Source organism: Enterobacter hormaechei ATCC 49162, assembly GCF_001875655.1.
GTDB lineage: Bacteria > Pseudomonadota > Gammaproteobacteria > Enterobacterales > Enterobacteriaceae > Enterobacter > Enterobacter hormaechei.
The window spans coordinates 820,733-837,379 of sequence record NZ_MKEQ01000001.1 but is presented as its reverse complement, the minus strand read 5'-3'; the positions used below and the strand labels follow the sequence as shown (position 1 = coordinate 837,379).

The window sequence follows — 16,647 nt, the reverse complement described above, 5'->3', positions numbered from 1 at the left end:
TATAGTTTTATACGTTGCCAATAACCCTACAGACAACAAGGACAGAATAGCAAATTGAAAGGGTATGCAAAAGAGGAACTTACCCTGCCACGGAGGCGGCAGGGCAGGGATTAGCGGATGGTTTTTGGCGTCATTACGCGGCGCGCACCCACATAGTGGCGCACCCAGTAATCTTCGCTGAGGGAGGTGATCTGAATGTCCTGACCGCTGCGCGGTGACTGGATAAATTTACCGTTACCCACATACACCCCAACGTGATCGGCCGTGCCGCGACCCTGGGTGCGGAAGAACACCAGATCGCCATTTTGCAGTTCGCCACGGTTTACAGGCGCAGCGTCGCGCAGATGATACATTTCATTGGCGGTGCGCGGAATGCGGAACTTCACCAGATCTTTATAGGCATAATAGACCAGCCCACTACAGTCGAAACCAGTGCGGGGAGAGGTGCCACCCCAGCGATACGGTTTACCAATTTGCCCCATCAGTTTATTCATCGCCGTTTTTTGCGCTTTCTGCATGCGCGCTTTATGCACGTCAGCCAGCTTCGTCACTTTAGCGCATTTCGTTTTATGGCCTTTGCGCACGGTGCATTTTTCATTAACCAGGCTGGCGGTTTTGCGGGTGGTTTTGTGCGTGCCGGAACGGAGAGTTTTGCTTTTGCTGGAGGCGGTCTTTTTGGTCTGAGCGGTTGTTTTTTTCTTAACTGTCTTACTGGTGGTTTTTTTCTTACGTTCTGTGCTTTTTGCCAGATGCGTTTTTTGTACGGCAGAATGCCGCGCCTGTTCAGAGGCGTTCGCCGCTGGCGTCAATGAGAGTGTGGTAAACAGTAAAGCACAGAGCGTCATCGAGATTTTAGTTATCCGCGCCACTGGGCAGTCCCCTGATAAGTGCAGGCCACAATGCATACCCGCGTAAGATTTACAAAACCTGTCGATTCTAATCCATAAAATCAGAAGAAGTTAATAGCATTTTTCATTCAAAACGCGTGTTTCGTTAGCAAGTGCAAAAAAATTCACCGTTGTGAAGCACTCTTGTTCGCTCCTTAAGCAAAACAGCGTCGCGTCTGGCGATAAACGTCATTAGCAATGCAACTTTATGCAATAAACGATAAAATCATTAGACGTGACAAAAATGTTATTTTCCGATGTCGGCCTGACCCGCTACAATGTCAGACTGATGCCGTAACAGAAGTTAAAGGAAGCAAGACATGAGCACCACTATTGAAAAAATTCAGCGCCAGATCGCTGAAAACCCGATTCTCCTGTACATGAAAGGTTCTCCGAAGCTGCCAAGCTGCGGCTTCTCCGCGCAAGCGGTTCAGGCGCTGTCCGCCTGTGGTGAGCGTTTTGCTTACGTTGATATCCTGCAAAACCCGGACATTCGCGCTGAGCTGCCAAAATACGCCAACTGGCCGACCTTCCCGCAGCTGTGGGTTGATGGTGAACTGGTTGGCGGATGCGACATCCTGATTGAAATGTATCAGCGCGGCGAACTGCAACAGCTGATCAAAGAGACTGCGGCGAAATATAAATCCGAAGAGCCGGACGCAGAGTAAGTTTTCTGCGGATATAAAAAAGCGACCACAGTATGTTGGTCGCTTTTTTTGTCCTGTGGGGCTGTCGCTTACCCGGTCTACGACTGAAGATCGGCCTCGTCGCCCATCGGCAGCGGCCAGCCGCCCAGACGCTTCCAGCGGTTGACGATCTCGCAGAACAGCTCCGCCGTACGCTCGGTGTCGTATAACGCGGAATGCGCCTGGGTACCGTCAAACGCAATACCCGCCGTGATACAGGCTTTGGACAGCACGGTTTGCCCCAGCGCCAGGCCGCTTAGTGCGGCGGTGTCGAACGTCACAAACGGATGGAATGGATTACGCTTCAGCGAGGCGCGCTCGGCGGCGGCCATGGTGAAGCTGTGATCAAACGTAGCGTTGTGGGCCACCATGATGGCGCGGCTACAGTCATTCTCTTTCATACCTTTGCGCACCATTTTGAAAATGGCATGCAGCGCCTCGTATTCACTTACCGCTCCGCGCAGCGGGTTGGTCGGATCGATACCGTTAAAGGCCAGCGCCTCTGGCTGTAAGTTTGCCCCTTCGAAGGGTTCAACATGGAAATGCAGCGTGGTGTCCGGTACAAGCCAGCCCTGTTCATCCATCTTCAGCGTGATGGCGGCAATCTCAAGCAGCGCATCGGTTTTAGCGTTAAATCCGGCTGTTTCTACATCAATGACAACGGGATAAAAACCACGAAAACGGTCGCACAGACCGGTAAATTGAGCGTTATCGGACATCAGGGTCTCTTACAAGGGGGAAAAAGCAGTGCGCATTATGGCAAATTTTGAGAGGGGATGCAGCAAAACAACGGGCGCATAGTGCGCCCTGCGGGATCAATTGCCCAGACCGCGACCAGCGTCTTTGGCTTCGATCAGTTCGATTTTATACCCGTCCGGATCTTCCACAAACGCAATCACGGTAGTGCCGCCTTTAACCGGACCGGCTTCGCGGGTGACGTTACCGCCGTTGCTGCGGATGCGTTCGCAGGCTTCGGCGGCGTTATCCACTTCCAGCGCGATGTGGCCGTAAGCCGTACCTAACTCGTAGCTGTCCACGCCCCAGTTGTAGGTCAGCTCGATGACTGCTTCATCAGACTCCGGGCCGTAACCGACGAACGCCAGGGAGTATTTATATTCCGGGTTTTCGCTGGTGCGCAGCAGCTTCATGCCCAGAACGTTAGTGTAGAAATCGATGGAACGTTGCAGGTCGCCAACGCGCAGCATGGTGTGAAGTAGGCGCATAATTTCCTCATTAACCAGTGGAATGGATTATCTTTTTGAACAGAAACGATGTTTTAGTATAGCGGCGAAAGGTCGCCGCTATCAATGTACAAAGCGGGATTACAGTGAAGGGTAGTCGGTATAACCTTCCGCGCCGCCACCGTAGAAGCTCTCAGGGCGCTGCGGGTTCAGTTCGGCTTTCTTCTGCAAACGGGCAACCAGATCCGGGTTAGCAATGTAATCGCGACCAAAGGCCACGGCGTCGATCAGACCTTTCCCGATCAGATCCTCGGCTTTCTCTGCCGTATACGCGCCTGCCCCGATAATCACGCCGTGGAAGCGCTCGCGCACTTTCTGGCGGAAGGCTTCACTGTAAGGCTTGCCGCCTGCCCAGTCCGGCTCGGACATGTGCAGATACGCGATACCGCGCTTCGCCAGCTCTTCAATCAGATACAGCGCGTCGGCTTCTTCATTCGGACCGTTGTCGACGTTCTGGAAAGTACCAATCGGAGAGACACGAATACCAATGCGGTCTGCGCTCCACTCTTTACAGACAGCATCCACCACTTCAAGCACCAGACGCGCGCGGTTTTCAACGCTGCCGCCGTACTGGTCGGTACGCTGGTTGGAAGACGGGGACAGGAACTGATGCAGCAGGTAACCGTGCGCAGAGTGAAGCTCAACCAGGTCGAAGCCAGCTTCACGGGCGTTGGCGACGGCCTGACGGAAATCGTTCACGATACCCGGGATCTCGTCCAGCTCCAGCGCGCGTGGGGTGGTGGTGTCGACGCGGATCGCATTACCGTTTTCATCGCGCAGGGAAGTGCGGGTATTGGCGTTCAGGGCAGAGGCAGAAACCGGTGCCTCACCGCCAGGCTGGATGCTGCTGTGTGAGATACGACCGGTATGCCACAGCTGAACCGCAATACGGCCATCTTCAGCATGTACGCCTGCGGTAATTTTTTTCCACGCGGCGATCTGTTCCGGGCTGTGCAGACCCGGCGCACCGGCGTAGCCTTTTGCCTGGGCAGAAATTTGCGTGGCTTCAGAAATAATCAGGCCCGAGCTGGCGCGCTGACGGTAATACTCACCCATCAATGGTGTTGGAATATCGCCCGGCTCGATGCTGCGCAAACGGGTGAGTGGGGCCATAAACACGCGGTTTGGGGCAGTAACAGCACCCACTTTCAGTGGAGTAAATAGCTTTTCAGCGGACATAATGGCTCCTGAGTAGACCAGTCGACTAGTAAAACAGTAAATAAAAACGCCAGCTACACGCCTGGCGCGGTAATACAGTTTTTCACATGCGCCAGCGCGCTTTCGAGCGGCACGGCGCTGCGAGACATTTTTGCTTGCAGGTTGGCGCCTAACCAGAGGGAATAGAGCACCTGCGCCTGCGTGAGCGGATCGCCGGAGAAGGAGAGCGTTTGTTCATTGCGCCCGTTCTCCAGCGCCTGGGCCAACAGGGCGATAACGCCGCTGGCCCCTTTATCCATGGCGGTGCGCATATCTTCGGAGAGATCGCACACTTCGGCAGAGAGTTTTACCGTCAGGCAGCCGCTGATGATGCCCTGCTGACAGAACTGCGTCAGCGTCTCCTGATAGTAGTTCAGAACACGATCCCGGTAGTTGCCTTCACCGCTGGCGAAATGGGTTGCCAGCCGCTGATGGTAGCTGGCGTAGTGCCGCTCCAGCATGGCGACGCCAAACGCCTCTTTGGATCGGAAATAGTGATAAAACGATCCCTTAGGCACTTCAGCGGTTTTTAACAACTCGCTCAGCCCCATCCCGGTAAACCCGCGATGCATGCAAAGGCGCTCGCCGGTAGCCAGTAAATGTTCGCGCGTATCGTGTTCAGTGTGTCTGCTCATGTCCTTACTCTAATAGACCGTTCGGTCTAATGCAAGCCAGCTTCACGCCGACATTGCGACAGAATATCCAGCTGTGGTTGATAAGCCGTTGATTTTACGTCCATCATCCCCAACACGGTAGCGAATAAATTGTCCTGTGAAACCGCCTCTTTTGCGGCATGGCTACGCAGGCAGTTCGTGTTTACGCCGAAGTTTTTCACATAATCCGGGGAGAGCCAGAACATAAACGGTATATGCGTTTGCTGCTCCGGGGCCAGCATATACGGCGTGCCGTGCAGGTAAATTCCGCTTTCGCCCAGCGACTCACCGTGATCGGAGAGGTAAATCAGCGCCGTGTTCATGCTGGCCTGACGGGCTTTCAGCGCGTCGATGGTTCTGCTGACCACACTGTCGGTATACAGAATCGAGTTGTCATAGGTATTGATTAACGACTGGTGATCGCAATCCTGGATTTCGTTCGTATCGCAGGTTGGAGTGAACTTACGGAAACTGGCCGGATAACGGTTGTAATAGGCCGGACCGTGGCTACCCATCAGGTGGATCACCAGGACCGTATCCTGCTTCAGACCGTCCAGCACGTTATCCAGACGGTAGAGATCGGCGTCGTCGATACAGGATTTATCTTTACAGAATTGTTCCAGCTTCCACTGGGTCATGTCCGTGTGCGGCACGCGGTCGCAGGCCCCTTTACACCCGCCGTCATTGTCGCGCCACAGCAGGTTAAACCCGGCGTGGTTAAGTACATCAAGCAGACCTTCCTGATGGTGGGCGAGGTCCGCGTCATATTTTTTCCGCGTCATACCAGAGAACATGCAGGGGACGGAGACGGCGGTTTCGGTTCCGCAGGAGGTGGCCTGCGGGAAGTTGATGACATCCTGCTTTTTCAGCTCGGGGTTGGTTTCACGCGGGTAACCATTTAACGAGTAGTTTGCGGCGCGGGAGGCTTCACCCACCACCAGAACCAGCACGGTTTTCTTGTGTTGACCGGAAATCAGCGCGCCTTTATGGGCATCCTCGCCAATGCGGACCAGGGTCTGGTCGCCGGCAAACCAGCGCATTTTGCTGTACTTCACCACGGCGCTCACGTAATTCGCCGGGGTGACCATTTTGACGATGCTTTTATTGTTGCGGAACAGCGAAGCATAGTCTTTATAGAACACCGCTGCGACCAGGATGATCACCAGCAGCGCGCCGAGCATCGCGGCGAAGCGCGTCAGCAGGGCATACCACCATTTTCCGGTGCGAATGCGCGTCAGGGCTAAAATAATCGATGGAACCAGACCCGCCACAACCAGCCACAGGATCATCTGTGGCGTCACCAGGGCAGTCGCTTCCTGAGAATTCGTCTCGAACACGTTCACAATCATGTTCTGATCGATAACCGTGCCATAGGTATACATAAACCAGGTCGCGGCGGCGCATCCCATGGTCAGGACGATCATGAGCGGCTTGCGAATATAGGGAATATTCAGCAGGCTAAAAACAATGATCCAGCCGCAGAACAGCACCAGCGGCACGCTGGCAGCAAACAGGACATCGTGCAGATGCGCAGGCGCAATGATTGACCAGCTGCGCTGGATAAACAGTGCATTCAATACGGTGAAGAAAAGTGCACAGGCGAGCGTAAATTTTATATCGTTACAGTGTAACTTTTTAGTGAGCCACATGATAACCAGACCATTCGTTATATCAATGTGGCGAGTATAAGAATGGAAGATTAGCGAAACCTTAATGCCCTGTTTGTGGCAGACACTGCTTGCATGCAAGCCATTTAGGGTCTTCACTGTAGGGAATAATCACGTTGTGGAGGTAGGTGTGGCAGAGCAACTGGAATTTTTCCCTGTCCAGAGCCCGTGCCGGGGTATTTGTCAGGTTGATGAACGAGGATACTGCCGCGGGTGCATGCGCACGCGCGATGAACGTTTTAACTGGCAAAATTTCAGCGACGCGCAAAAGCAGGAGGTCTTACGGCTCTGCCGACAGCGTCTGTTGCGTAAAATACGTGCAAACAAAGCGGTTGAACCCGAAGAACCCCAGCAACCTTCACTGTTTTAGCAGGGTAATTGCGTATACTGGTGACATGACTTCCTTGAGGAAAATGTTATGGTTCAGCGTATTACCCTTGCCCCACAGGGCCCGGAATTCTCCCGATTTGTCATGGGCTACTGGCGCCTCATGGACTGGAATATGTCTCCGGTCCAGCTGGCGGATTTCATAGAAGAGCATCTCGATCTCGGGATCACCACCGTCGATCACGCTGATATTTATGGCGGCTATCAGTGCGAGGCCGCCTTTGGCGACGCGCTGAAGCGTGCCCCGGCGCTGCGTGAACGTATGGAAATTGTGACCAAATGCGGTATTGCCACCACAGCAAAACCGGAGAATGCCCTTGGGCATTACATCACTGACAGCGCGCATATCGTTAAAAGCGCCGAGCAGTCATTGGTTAACCTGGCGACCGATCGTATCGACCTGCTGCTGATCCACCGTCCCGATCCGTTGATGGATGCGGATGAGGTTGCGGAAGCCTTCCTGGCGCTGCACCAGAGCGGCAAAGTGCGTCATTTTGGCGTTTCTAACTTCACTCCGGCACAGTTTGCGCTATTGCAGTCTCGTCTGCCGTTTACGCTGGCGACGAATCAGGTGGAGATCTCGCCTGTTCATCAGCCGCTGCTGCTGGATGGTACGCTCGACCAATTGCAACAGTTGCGTATCCGTCCTATGGCCTGGTCTTGCCTGGGCGGCGGTCGCCTGTTTAATGATGAGGCATTCCAGCCGCTGCGTAACGAGCTTGAAACGGTGGCCCGCGAACTGAATGCGGAGAGTATCGAGCAGGTGGTTTACGCCTGGATCCTGCGTCTGCCGTCTAAACCGCTACCGATTATTGGCTCTGGCAAAATTGAGCGCGTCCGTGCTGCGCTTGTCGCTGAAGAGCTGGAAATGTCGCGTCAGCAATGGTTCCGTATCCGTAAGGCGGCGCTGGGCTACGACGTACCCTGAGCATACCTGAGCCTGACTTTCCGGTGAAATCTGCGCCTCTGGTATAGACTTAAGGTGCAAAAAATAACCCGTGGAGGTCATATGAAGCGTTTTGCTCTGGCAATGGTCACGCTGGTTGTGTGCGCAGGGGCGCAGGCAGCCAGCGAGGACGTTGAAATGAATCTCGTCACTTCTCAGGGTGTAGGTCAGTCCATCGGGACGGTGAAAATCACCGAAACCGGTAAAGGACTGGAGTTTGCACCCGATCTCAAGGCACTCCCACCTGGTGAACATGGTTTTCACGTTCATGCTAAAGGCAGCTGTCAACCCGCGATGAAAGAGGGGAAACCAACAGCTGCGGAAGCCGCAGGGGGGCATCTGGATCCGCACAATTCCGGTAAGCATGAAGGCCCGGATGGGATGGGGCACCTCGGCGATCTGCCCGTGCTGGTGGTGAATAACGACGGTAAAGCCACCGATCCCGTTGTTGCGCCTCGACTCAAAAAGCTTGAAGAGGTCAAAGGCAAGGCGCTGATGATCCACGTGGGCGGCGATAACATGTCCGATCAACCTAAACCGCTTGGCGGCGGCGGGGCGCGCTATGCCTGCGGGGTAATTTGATCGCCAATCGTTCCGGGTGGCGGCGCCTGTTCAAGCTGTGACAGGGAGCAGTGCAGCCGCCATATAATGGACGCCAGATCGCGGGCCGCAGGCTGATGATGGTGCGCCAGCGTGTCGCAAATACGCTGAAGCTCGGCGAGCGTGACGCTCAGAGGGCGCTGTTGAACTCCGCGCTCGCTCATCACATCGCGGAGCATGGAAATACAATTATCACGGACCTGCGACAGCGGATCGGAACGCGTCTCCCAGGCGCGCAGCTGCCACACCACGTGCGAACAGTTTAACAGCACCACGCCCCAGCGCAGTAGCCAGCGACGGGAGAGTGAATCCTGGCTGTTGTTCAACTGGCTGACATGATGATAGACCAGCGATTCATACTCGCTTTCGCGCAGGTGCGGCCTGCGGCTCAGCTGATCCACGAACCCTCTGCGTAATTCCCGAATATGCCTGCGGCTTTTACGCGCGTCAGAGCCAGGGCGTAACACGGCGAAAGCCAGCCACGCCAGCCCCACGCCGAGGATCTTCGCCAGGTTGTCATTGAGAAACTCAGCGTAATCATAAATGGGTGGATTCGTTACTGAGATAAATGAGCCCATAAAAACAATCAACTGGCCCCACAGACCGGCAAGTTTCGGCATTTGCAGCTTGAGCAACTGCATAGTGGTTAAGAGCGGGAAGAGAAACAGCAAAAATTGCCAGAGATCGGTTATCTGCACCATCAAGCCAAATTTCACCACGAAGCTGAACAGCGACAGCAGCACCAGCGTACGCAGAAGGAGCGTCAGGGAGTTAAAGGGGGAAGCGGCGACGGAATAGAGTACACAGCTGATTGCCGCCAGCGTCAGGGCCGCACTGCCTGCATCCCATTGTGTGGTGATGGCCCACGCGCCCACGGTCGTCAACGCGCAAAACGTACGAAAACCGCTCCACAGCGCCTCCATTGCGTCGGTATGGCGCGCCAGAGCGGGACTACCGGGAACGGAAAATTCGGTGACGGGCGTGGCATTTTCGACGGCTTTTAACCAGCGACTGCTGCGCAGATACAGGCGGCAGAAATAGTTCAGACGCTGCCAGAAGGCGCGGTGGCGGTAGTCATATTCATCCGTTGGGGCGAGCGGCGCGATAATACGCGCCACGGTATAGATATCGGCATCCGGACGCGCAAGGGTGGCGAGCAGCGCCTCGATAACCTCCCGGGTATGGGCTGGCGGCGCAGGCCAGTTCAGCAACATTCGACGTAGGCTTGAGATCGCACTGGTCATTCGCAGCTGCTGGTGCAGCAAATAGTTCAGGAGCGTGTTCTGGCGGCGAAAACGGTAGTGGCTCCAGAAAGCCTGGATGCGTAACAGATTCATGGTCAGGATCTGGCCGATGACTTTTTCGTGCGCAAGACGGATGTCATCATTACTGTCAGGCTGCCAGAGCAGGCTGGCATGTTCCAGCAAACGTGCATGCATCGTTTTAAGGGCGGTGATAAGCGTAGTGCCATCTGAGGTACTGGGCAGGATCATCATCATCACGCCCCCGCACAGAATGCCGACCATCACTTCACACACGCGTGCCTGAGCGATATCCCACAGTTCGGTGGTATCCAGCACGTTGACGACCGGAAAGGCGATAATGGCCGCGGTGTAACCCGCCAGTTGAAACGCATAGGCAACGTTATTGGTAAAATGGGCGCAGGCCCAGGTACACAGCCCCAGCCATGCCGACATACTTAACAGAAAGAGCCAGGGATCGTTCAGGGTATGGCCTGCAAGGAGCAGGGCGGCGGTCGCCCCCAGCAGGCTACCCGCCACGCGCCCGAGGCTTTTACTGATAACGCCACCGACGGTAGGGAAGCTGACGACCGCCGCAGAGGTCATCGCCCAGTAGGGCTCATCCAGATTCAGATAGTAGGCAACCGTAAGCGCAAGGCACATGGCGATGCCGTTGCGCAGCGCGTAACGCCACTGCGGACGTGTCGCTTTTATCCAGGGCGTATTGCGCCAGGAGAAAGCCCCCAGGTTCATTATCGCGACCCGATGGCGACGGTGCAGGTCGTGCCAGAGACCAGGGTAATGTCTTTCGGCAGGTGATCAAACTCGACGCGAACAGGCACACGCTGAGCCAGACGTACCCACGGTACGTTGGGTTTGATGTCGGGCACCAGGCCAGAATCGGTTTCCACGCTCTGATCGTAAATTGCCCGACCGATGCTGCTCACGTGACCCTGTAACGTTTCGGAGCCGCTGTAAAGCGTGATCCGGACAGGCGCGCCCTCGCGGATATGGCGCAGCTTGGTCTCTTCAAAATAACCTACAACATAGAAAGAGTGGCTATCGACCAGAGCAAAGACCGGCTGTCCAGTGGTGGCATAATCCCCTACACGGGTAGACAGGCTCGTGATCCAGCCATCTACCGGGGCTTTGACCACGGTCTGGGTGAGTTGCCACTCGGCCTGTTTCAGCGTTGCCTCAGCAACCTTCAGGCTGGCCTGCATGGTTTTCACATTGATATTGGCGGTATCGAGATCTTCCGCAGAGATGTAATTTCTCGACAGATGTCGGCGGCGGTCGGCTTCGTTATTGGCTTTTGCCAGATCTGACTGAGCTTTAGCGAGCTGCGCCTGGGCATTAAGCACCGCAATGTGGAAAGGGGTCTCATCGATGCGAAATAACACATCCCCTGCATGAACGAACTGATTATCCTTCACCAGAAGCGCGCTGATACTACCGGACACCTGTGGCGTGATGCTGACCTGTTCCGCGCGGATCTTACCATCACGCGTCCAGGGCGACTGCATGTAATAATTCCAGAGCCACCAGCCAGCGACCAGCGCCAGTGCTAAAACGAAAAGAGTGGAAAAATATTTTAAGGTTTTCAATGCTATTCTCACCACACGGTTAACACGGCAAGGCCAAGACAGACGGAGAGGGTAAACAGGGAGAGATCCATTAACATGGGGTGCCAGATTTCACCGGAATACATCCAGTCGCGCAGCAGGCGATGGGCAACGAGCCAGATCACAAAACCGACCATCACGGCCTTAAACACTGGCGGAAAGTAGACCGAAGCGCCAACAATCAGATCCTGGAGGGGCAACCCTGCGGAGAAGGAAAAAAACGTCACAAGCAGCGATCCTTTGCAGTGGAATGAGGGCCACAACGGCATTTTTTAATGCGATGGCGCATTACCGATCAGTGTAAATCATCCTTTCAGGAATGATGAATACCGTGATTGCATTTGTTTTGGCAATACAAATACTGCAAACTATTCTAAAATCACTATAATCACTTAGCAAGCTAATTATAAGGAGATGAAATTGGAATCGCCATTAGGTTCTGATCTGGCAAGGTTGGTACGCATCTGGCGTGCTCTGATTGACCATCGCCTGAAACCTCTGGAACTCACACAGACGCACTGGGTTACGCTGCATAACATTCACCAGCTCCCGCCCGATCAGTCACAGATCCAACTGGCAAAGGCGATTGGTATTGAGCAGCCGTCTCTGGTGCGTACCCTTGACCAGCTGGAAGAGAAGGGACTCATCTCCCGGCAAACCTGCGCCAGCGACCGTCGCGCCAAGCGGATTAAACTGACGGAAAAAGCAGCCCCGATTATTACTGAGATGGAAACCGTCATCAGTAAAACGCGAGGGGAGATCCTGGCCGGTATTTCCCCGGCCGAGCTGGAGATGCTGATTGGCCTCATCGCCCGTCTTGAACAAAACATCCATGACCTACAGTCACGCGACTGACGTTGTTAACAGGCCTTGCTCATGCAGGGCCTGTGTCATCATTTGAATACCACCACCCGGTTGCGACCTGTTTCTTTTGCCTCGTACATGGCTTTATCCGCGCTTTCCACACAGGTTTCCGCACTGGTTTGCGGTGACGTTGCGGTGAAGACGCCCATACTGATGGTAATCGGTTCCGGAAGATGACCACCGCTGCTGGCTTTATCGAAACCACTGAGTTTAAGCCGGATACGTTCAGCAATCTGGCGCGCCAGATCTGACGGTGTATTCGTCAGCATGAGCACAAACTCCTCTCCGCCGATCCGCGCCGCAATATCCTGTGGCCGCACCGAGTCGGTCAGCAGGTTAGAGACAAATTGTAAGACCTTATCTCCCTGCAAATGACCGTAGCAGTCGTTAATCCGCTTGAAACGGTCAAGATCGCTTACGACCACTGAGACAGGATGTGCAGGCGTTGCCGTACTGAGTGCATGATTTAATGAATCATAAAAATAGCTGCGATTATAAAGTCGGGTAAGCGGGTCGCGGATCGAATTTTGATAAGACTGCTGGTATTTAAGATGAGAGTCACGATACAAATTAAATACGTCGGAAAGCAGGATGAAAATAATTATTAACGTAGCGACAGTTTCAAATAATCGCGCCCGGTACCATGACACATCTTCTGCATATCCACCTAACAGTAACATTAATAGCGTAACAATATAACAGACGCACAAAAAATTGCCGCCAACCCAAAAGAGGTTCCTTACCTTGGTTATTGTCATAAGCGTAATGAGCGTGACCGCCCACAGGACGATCAGAATAATATTGATCGTCTGGCTCCAGAGCACCATAAACTGGCGGGTTTCATTATCGACAAGGTCCAGAGCAAGCATGGTTGAATGGCTGGAGTAGAACCATGCCAGACCAAGCATACAGCCTGTGAAAAGCGATGCGCCGAAAACAATGGCGATATGCGCGCTTCGTGAGACAGGGGAAGCGCGCAGCGTATACAGCATGGCCGAGACTAAAATCAGCACCGCCATTAAAAAGTGGCGGAACATATAGAAAATCATTGCGTCGTTATAATTCGCCTCGTTGAACTGATAGAGATCCAGCCAGGCCGGGAAGCTGGACAGTGTCCCTACCATCAGTAACGCTGAGCCGGCAAAGGCCAGGGCAATGGGAACAAGATATAACCGCCTTCTGTCGCACCAGTATTTCATAGTCATAAAACAGGCAATAAACAGATGGAATACTAAAAGAAATATCGTCAGCGTAGGGAAAAACAGGGGAGAAAACGAAGGCACCCATTGAACAAGTTTTATAAATAACCCTTGTAACAGAGCAATGATAACAATGCATCCAAGTGAGAAGCTGACAAAGCGGTTCTTAACAAATCGACAGATCGCAAGCATAGAAAATTTTAAAAATAAAAAAGAAAAAGGGATTGCGAAGAGTCTAAAGGAGGGTGATAAAAAATACTTTGCGCACGGACAAGAACGGATGAAATTTAATATTCACCATGTGAATGTGTTTTCACAAATGCATTTTTTGAAATGATAAGTTTTATGAATGGATGCGGTCCGAAGAGACCACATCCATCAGGATATTAGCGTGGGGATACGGTGACCTGGCTGCCGTTGCTTGCCAGAACGACACGCTGGCCAGCAGAGAAGCGAGTATTACCCTGTTTCTGCACAACCATAATGGTGCTGCCATCGTCCTTACGGATTTCCAGTTCAACGCCCTGAGTTTTGTTCATCGCACCCTGAACGCCCTGACCCGCTACGCCGCCTGCAACTGCGCCCGCTGCGGTAGCCAGAGAACGTCCGGTGCCGCCACCAATGGTATTACCCAGGAAACCGCCCAGCACAGCACCACCGATTGCGCCCACGACGTTCGTGTCATCGCCACCCTGAATCTGAACAGGACGGGCATTAACGATAGTACCGTATGTCACGTTCTGTACCTGTTTAGCTTCTGAAGCACTATATACGTCGCCGGAGAGTGAACTGTCATTCACACAACCCGCCAGTGTTAAACCAATCAGCGAAACGCCCAGTACACGTAAAATCATTTGACTCTCCTGTTCACCAAAAAACGCCCGGTTGGGGCATCCGTTATGGCTAAATTATATGGCATTCCTGACCACAGTTCCTATCTTTGCATGCCGAATAGATAAATTTTACTTGAATACAGCTTAACGGAACATAAACAAAAACGGCCTGTGTTACAGATCTGAGATTGTTAAAAATTATTATTGCCGCATAGCAAAGCCGCGTCATTTATGGTGGAGTGTTTGCACTTAGCCCACGTAACGTAAGGAAAGCGCATGAAATCGGGTCGCTATATCGGTGTGATGTCTGGTACCAGTCTTGACGGTGTGGATGTTGTTCTGGCCGCCATTGATGAAAACATGGTGGCGCAGCAGGCAAGCCTGAGCTGGCCTATTCCGGTCTCGCTAAAAGAAGAGATCCTGAACATCTGCCAGGGGCAGCAGCTGACGCTTTCCCAACTGGGCCAACTGGATGTGCGTCTGGGGGCGCTGTTTGCTGATGCGGTACTGGCGCTGATGCAGCAAGAACGACTCCACCCGCAGGATATCGTGGCAATAGGTTGCCATGGGCAGACCGTCTGGCATGAACCTGTCGGCGAGGCGCCGCACACGATGCAAATTGGCGATAACAACCAGATTGTGGCAAAAACCGGCGTGACGGTGGTGGGCGATTTCCGTCGTCGCGATATGGCCCTCGGCGGGCAGGGGGCGCCGCTGGTACCGGCATTTCATCAGGCGCTGCTGGCGCACCCTGTCGAGCGCAGGATGGTGCTGAACATCGGCGGGATCGCCAACCTGTCGATGCTTATTCCCGGTCAGCCCGTGCGTGGGTACGATACCGGCCCCGGTAATATGCTGATGGATGCCTGGATTTGGCGTCAGAGCGGTAAACCCTACGACAAAGACGCGCAGTGGGCCAGCCAGGGGAAAGTGATCCTTCCCTTGCTGCAAACCCTGTTAAGCGATCCTTTCTTTGCTCTGCCCGCGCCGAAAAGTACGGGGCGAGAGTATTTCAACTACGGCTGGCTTGAACGTCAGCTGGCACGGTTCCCGGGCCTTGCGCCTCAGGATGTGCAGGCTACGCTGACCGAGCTTACCGCCGTGTCGATTTCTGAACAGGTGTTGCTGAGCGGCGGCTGTGAGCGTTTGCTGGTATGCGGGGGCGGCAGCCGCAACCCGCTGGTGATGGCACGCCTCGCCGCCTTGCTGCCGGGTACCGAAGTCACGACCACGGATGAAGCCGGGATCAGCGGAGACGATATGGAAGCGTTGGCCTTCGCCTGGCTTGCCTGGCGTACGGTTGCTGGTCTGCCGGGGAATTTACCCTCCGTAACCGGTGCGCGGGAGGCGAGCGTCCTCGGGGCCATTTTCCCCGCCAACCCGCGCCATAATCAGAGTTAACTGAAATTCAGCGGGAGGCGTAACCCGTAAAATAGGGAAAAACAGGAGGGCGGTTAGGCCCTCCAGGACCAGGATAGTCTTCGGAATCTGCCCATGAAAAAACTCCTTCTTATTGCTGTACCTTTTCTTATGACCGGATGCAGCGTCTATAACCAGTTCGTTGAGCGTATGCAGACCGATACGCTGGAATATCGTTGTGATGAAAAACCGCTGACGGTGAAGCTGAACAACCCGCGTCAGGAAGCCAGCTTTGTTTACGACAATAAATTGTTAACGCTGAAGCAGGGGATGTCGGCCTCCGGTGCGCGCTATTCAGACGGAATTTACGTCTTCTGGTCAAAAGGCGACAGTGCCACCGTCTACAAGCGTGACCGCATTGTGCTGAACAATTGTCAGCTTGAAAATCCGAAGCGTTGAGATTTTTTAAGGGGGCGCGCACAATAGCGCCACCCAATCTCACTTTCAGCTAACGCCATGTCAGATAACGACGAATTACAGCAAATTGCGCATCTGCGCCGTGAATACACCAAAGGCGGTCTGCGCCGCCAGGATCTTCCCGCCGAACCGCTGGTGCTTTTTGAACGCTGGCTGAAGCAGGCCTGCGAAGCGAAACTGGCCGACCCGACGGCGATGGTGGTTGCGACGGTTGATGAAAACGGTCAGCCGTACCAACGCATCGTACTGCTCAAGCATTATGACGAGAAAGGGCTGGTGTTCTACACCAACCTTGGCAGCCGTAAAGCGCATCACCTGGAAAATAATCCGCGTATTAGCCTGCTTTTCCCGTGGCATATGCTTGAGCGCCAGGTGATGGTCACCGGCAAGGCGGAGCGCCTCTCTACGCTCGAAGTGGTGAAATATTTTCACAGCCGCCCGCGCGACAGTCAGATCGGTGCCTGGGTCTCTAAACAGTCCAGCCGAATTTCAGCCCGCGGCGTGCTGGAGAGTAAATTCCTCGAACTCAAACAGAAGTTTCAGCAGGGTGAAGTGCCGCTGCCGAGTTTCTGGGGCGGGTTCCGTATCCCCATTGAGCAGATGGAATTCTGGCAGGGCGGCGAGCACCGCCTGCATGACCGCTTTTTATACCAGCGCGACAACGGTGGCTGGAAAATAGACCGACTGGCGCCGTAATCCCCAAAATTTGTTGATTTAAGCGCTAGCGCACACCGCGCTGGCGCTTTATTCTATGTTCCTTTCGCATCAGGCGAAAAGTCGTGTAC

19 protein-coding genes are annotated in these 16,647 nt (G+C 54.0%); 8 read left to right on the top strand and 11 right to left on the bottom strand.

Annotated elements, in window-relative coordinates; translation table 11 throughout:
- Positions 1-110: 110 nt before the first annotated feature.
- Positions 111-869 carry a C40 family peptidase gene (locus tag BH712_RS04135; protein WP_032673507.1) on the bottom strand — a complete coding sequence of 253 codons (759 nt, stop codon included), beginning with the start codon at positions 867-869 and terminating at the stop codon, positions 111-113.
- A 338-nt stretch (positions 870-1,207) separates the two neighbouring features.
- Here BH712_RS04135 and grxD point away from each other — a divergent pair, with 338 nt between their 5' ends.
- Positions 1,208-1,555 (top strand): monothiol glutaredoxin 4, encoded by a 348-nt coding sequence (gene grxD / locus BH712_RS04130; protein ID WP_006809007.1) that lies wholly within the window; start codon positions 1,208-1,210, stop codon positions 1,553-1,555.
- A gap of 77 nt (positions 1,556-1,632) precedes the next feature.
- Here grxD and rnt read toward each other — a convergent pair whose 3' ends face one another.
- From rnt to eptA, 5 genes are all read right to left on the bottom strand, one after another.
- Positions 1,633-2,292: a ribonuclease T gene (gene rnt / locus BH712_RS04125; protein WP_003857625.1), complete on the bottom strand. Its 660-nt coding sequence runs from the start codon at positions 2,290-2,292 to the stop codon at positions 1,633-1,635.
- A gap of 96 nt (positions 2,293-2,388) precedes the next feature.
- Positions 2,389-2,796: a lactoylglutathione lyase gene (gloA, locus tag BH712_RS04120; protein ID WP_003857623.1), complete on the bottom strand. Its 408-nt coding sequence runs from the start codon at positions 2,794-2,796 to the stop codon at positions 2,389-2,391.
- Positions 2,797-2,895: 99 nt separating this feature from the next.
- Complete coding sequence (nemA, locus tag BH712_RS04115) at positions 2,896-3,993, bottom strand: alkene reductase (protein ID WP_006809006.1); 1,098 nt, start codon at positions 3,991-3,993, stop codon at positions 2,896-2,898.
- 53 nt (positions 3,994-4,046) lie between these two features.
- On the bottom strand, positions 4,047-4,646 hold the full coding sequence (locus BH712_RS04110) for a TetR/AcrR family transcriptional regulator (protein ID WP_006809005.1): 600 nt from the start codon (positions 4,644-4,646) through the stop codon (positions 4,047-4,049).
- A 26-nt stretch (positions 4,647-4,672) separates the two neighbouring features.
- Positions 4,673-6,313: a phosphoethanolamine transferase EptA gene (eptA, locus tag BH712_RS04105; protein ID WP_032673506.1), complete on the bottom strand. Its 1,641-nt coding sequence runs from the start codon at positions 6,311-6,313 to the stop codon at positions 4,673-4,675.
- Between the two features lie 148 nt (positions 6,314-6,461).
- On the opposite strand from eptA, the gene BH712_RS04100 reads away from it, so the two are divergent.
- From BH712_RS04100 to sodC, 3 genes are all read left to right on the top strand, one after another.
- A complete protein-coding gene (locus BH712_RS04100; protein ID WP_003857614.1) occupies positions 6,462-6,701 on the top strand; it encodes a DUF1289 domain-containing protein in 240 nt (79 codons plus the stop codon).
- Positions 6,702-6,749: 48 nt separating this feature from the next.
- The gene (locus BH712_RS04095; protein WP_006809002.1) at positions 6,750-7,646 is read left to right on the top strand and encodes an aldo/keto reductase; all 897 of its coding nucleotides are present in this window, start codon (positions 6,750-6,752) and stop codon (positions 7,644-7,646) included.
- A gap of 81 nt (positions 7,647-7,727) precedes the next feature.
- Positions 7,728-8,246, top strand: a complete 519-nt coding sequence (gene sodC, locus BH712_RS04090; RefSeq protein WP_006809001.1) for a superoxide dismutase [Cu-Zn] SodC — start codon at positions 7,728-7,730, stop codon at positions 8,244-8,246.
- Here sodC and BH712_RS04085 read toward each other — a convergent pair.
- From BH712_RS04085 to BH712_RS04075, 3 genes are read right to left on the bottom strand one after another with little or no spacing between them, the layout of a single operon-like run.
- Positions 8,225-10,258 (bottom strand): FUSC family protein, encoded by a 2,034-nt coding sequence (locus BH712_RS04085; protein ID WP_006809000.1) that lies wholly within the window; start codon positions 10,256-10,258, stop codon positions 8,225-8,227. The two genes, sodC and BH712_RS04085, sit on opposite strands and share 22 nt — an antisense overlap.
- A complete protein-coding gene (locus tag BH712_RS04080; protein WP_032673725.1) occupies positions 10,258-11,118 on the bottom strand; it encodes an efflux RND transporter periplasmic adaptor subunit in 861 nt (286 codons plus the stop codon). Before BH712_RS04080 ends, BH712_RS04085 begins: the two co-directional genes overlap by 1 nt.
- A 2-nt stretch (positions 11,119-11,120) precedes the next feature.
- On the bottom strand, positions 11,121-11,357 hold the full coding sequence (locus BH712_RS04075; protein WP_032673505.1) for a DUF1656 domain-containing protein: 237 nt from the start codon (positions 11,355-11,357) through the stop codon (positions 11,121-11,123).
- A 187-nt stretch (positions 11,358-11,544) separates the two neighbouring features.
- Here BH712_RS04075 and slyA point away from each other — a divergent pair, with 187 nt between their 5' ends.
- The gene (gene slyA, locus BH712_RS04070) at positions 11,545-11,985 is read left to right on the top strand and encodes a transcriptional regulator SlyA (protein WP_006808997.1); all 441 of its coding nucleotides are present in this window, start codon (positions 11,545-11,547) and stop codon (positions 11,983-11,985) included.
- A gap of 38 nt (positions 11,986-12,023) precedes the next feature.
- On the opposite strand, the gene BH712_RS04065 is transcribed toward slyA, so the two are convergent.
- Together BH712_RS04065 and slyB are read right to left on the bottom strand one after the other, a co-directional pair.
- Complete coding sequence (locus BH712_RS04065) at positions 12,024-13,385, bottom strand: GGDEF domain-containing protein (protein WP_006808996.1); 1,362 nt, start codon at positions 13,383-13,385, stop codon at positions 12,024-12,026.
- Between the two features lie 194 nt (positions 13,386-13,579).
- The gene (gene slyB / locus BH712_RS04060; protein ID WP_003857604.1) at positions 13,580-14,047 is read right to left on the bottom strand and encodes an outer membrane lipoprotein SlyB; all 468 of its coding nucleotides are present in this window, start codon (positions 14,045-14,047) and stop codon (positions 13,580-13,582) included.
- A 255-nt stretch (positions 14,048-14,302) separates the two neighbouring features.
- On the opposite strand from slyB, the gene anmK reads away from it, so the two are divergent.
- From anmK to pdxH, 3 genes are all read left to right on the top strand, one after another.
- Positions 14,303-15,427 (top strand): anhydro-N-acetylmuramic acid kinase, encoded by a 1,125-nt coding sequence (gene anmK, locus BH712_RS04055; protein ID WP_006808995.1) that lies wholly within the window; start codon positions 14,303-14,305, stop codon positions 15,425-15,427.
- A gap of 93 nt (positions 15,428-15,520) precedes the next feature.
- The gene (gene mliC / locus BH712_RS04050) at positions 15,521-15,844 is read left to right on the top strand and encodes a C-type lysozyme inhibitor (protein WP_006808994.1); all 324 of its coding nucleotides are present in this window, start codon (positions 15,521-15,523) and stop codon (positions 15,842-15,844) included.
- Positions 15,845-15,901: 57 nt separating this feature from the next.
- Positions 15,902-16,558: a pyridoxamine 5'-phosphate oxidase gene (gene pdxH / locus BH712_RS04045; protein ID WP_003857601.1), complete on the top strand. Its 657-nt coding sequence runs from the start codon at positions 15,902-15,904 to the stop codon at positions 16,556-16,558.
- The last annotated feature ends 89 nt before the right edge of the window (positions 16,559-16,647 follow it).

What these genes read in the sequence shown, in the direction of transcription:
- BH712_RS04110 (WP_006809005.1), bottom strand. Translation starts at nt 4,646, where the DNA reads ATGAGCAGACACACTGAACACGATACGCGCGAACATTTACTGGCTACC.
- BH712_RS04065 (WP_006808996.1), bottom strand. Translation starts at nt 13,385, where the DNA reads ATGCTTGCGATCTGTCGATTTGTTAAGAACCGCTTTGTCAGCTTCTCA.
- anmK (WP_006808995.1), top strand. Translation starts at nt 14,303, where the DNA reads ATGAAATCGGGTCGCTATATCGGTGTGATGTCTGGTACCAGTCTTGAC.
- mliC (WP_006808994.1), top strand. Translation starts at nt 15,521, where the DNA reads ATGAAAAAACTCCTTCTTATTGCTGTACCTTTTCTTATGACCGGATGC.
- BH712_RS04095 (WP_006809002.1), top strand. Translation starts at nt 6,750, where the DNA reads ATGGTTCAGCGTATTACCCTTGCCCCACAGGGCCCGGAATTCTCCCGA.
- nemA (WP_006809006.1), bottom strand. Translation starts at nt 3,993, where the DNA reads ATGTCCGCTGAAAAGCTATTTACTCCACTGAAAGTGGGTGCTGTTACT.
- grxD (WP_006809007.1), top strand. Translation starts at nt 1,208, where the DNA reads ATGAGCACCACTATTGAAAAAATTCAGCGCCAGATCGCTGAAAACCCG.
- pdxH (WP_003857601.1), top strand. Translation starts at nt 15,902, where the DNA reads ATGTCAGATAACGACGAATTACAGCAAATTGCGCATCTGCGCCGTGAA.
- slyB (WP_003857604.1), bottom strand. Translation starts at nt 14,047, where the DNA reads ATGATTTTACGTGTACTGGGCGTTTCGCTGATTGGTTTAACACTGGCG.
- slyA (WP_006808997.1), top strand. Translation starts at nt 11,545, where the DNA reads ATGAAATTGGAATCGCCATTAGGTTCTGATCTGGCAAGGTTGGTACGC.
- BH712_RS04085 (WP_006809000.1), bottom strand. Translation starts at nt 10,258, where the DNA reads ATGAACCTGGGGGCTTTCTCCTGGCGCAATACGCCCTGGATAAAAGCG.
- gloA (WP_003857623.1), bottom strand. Translation starts at nt 2,796, where the DNA reads ATGCGCCTACTTCACACCATGCTGCGCGTTGGCGACCTGCAACGTTCC.
- sodC (WP_006809001.1), top strand. Translation starts at nt 7,728, where the DNA reads ATGAAGCGTTTTGCTCTGGCAATGGTCACGCTGGTTGTGTGCGCAGGG.
- eptA (WP_032673506.1), bottom strand. Translation starts at nt 6,313, where the DNA reads ATGTGGCTCACTAAAAAGTTACACTGTAACGATATAAAATTTACGCTC.
- rnt (WP_003857625.1), bottom strand. Translation starts at nt 2,292, where the DNA reads ATGTCCGATAACGCTCAATTTACCGGTCTGTGCGACCGTTTTCGTGGT.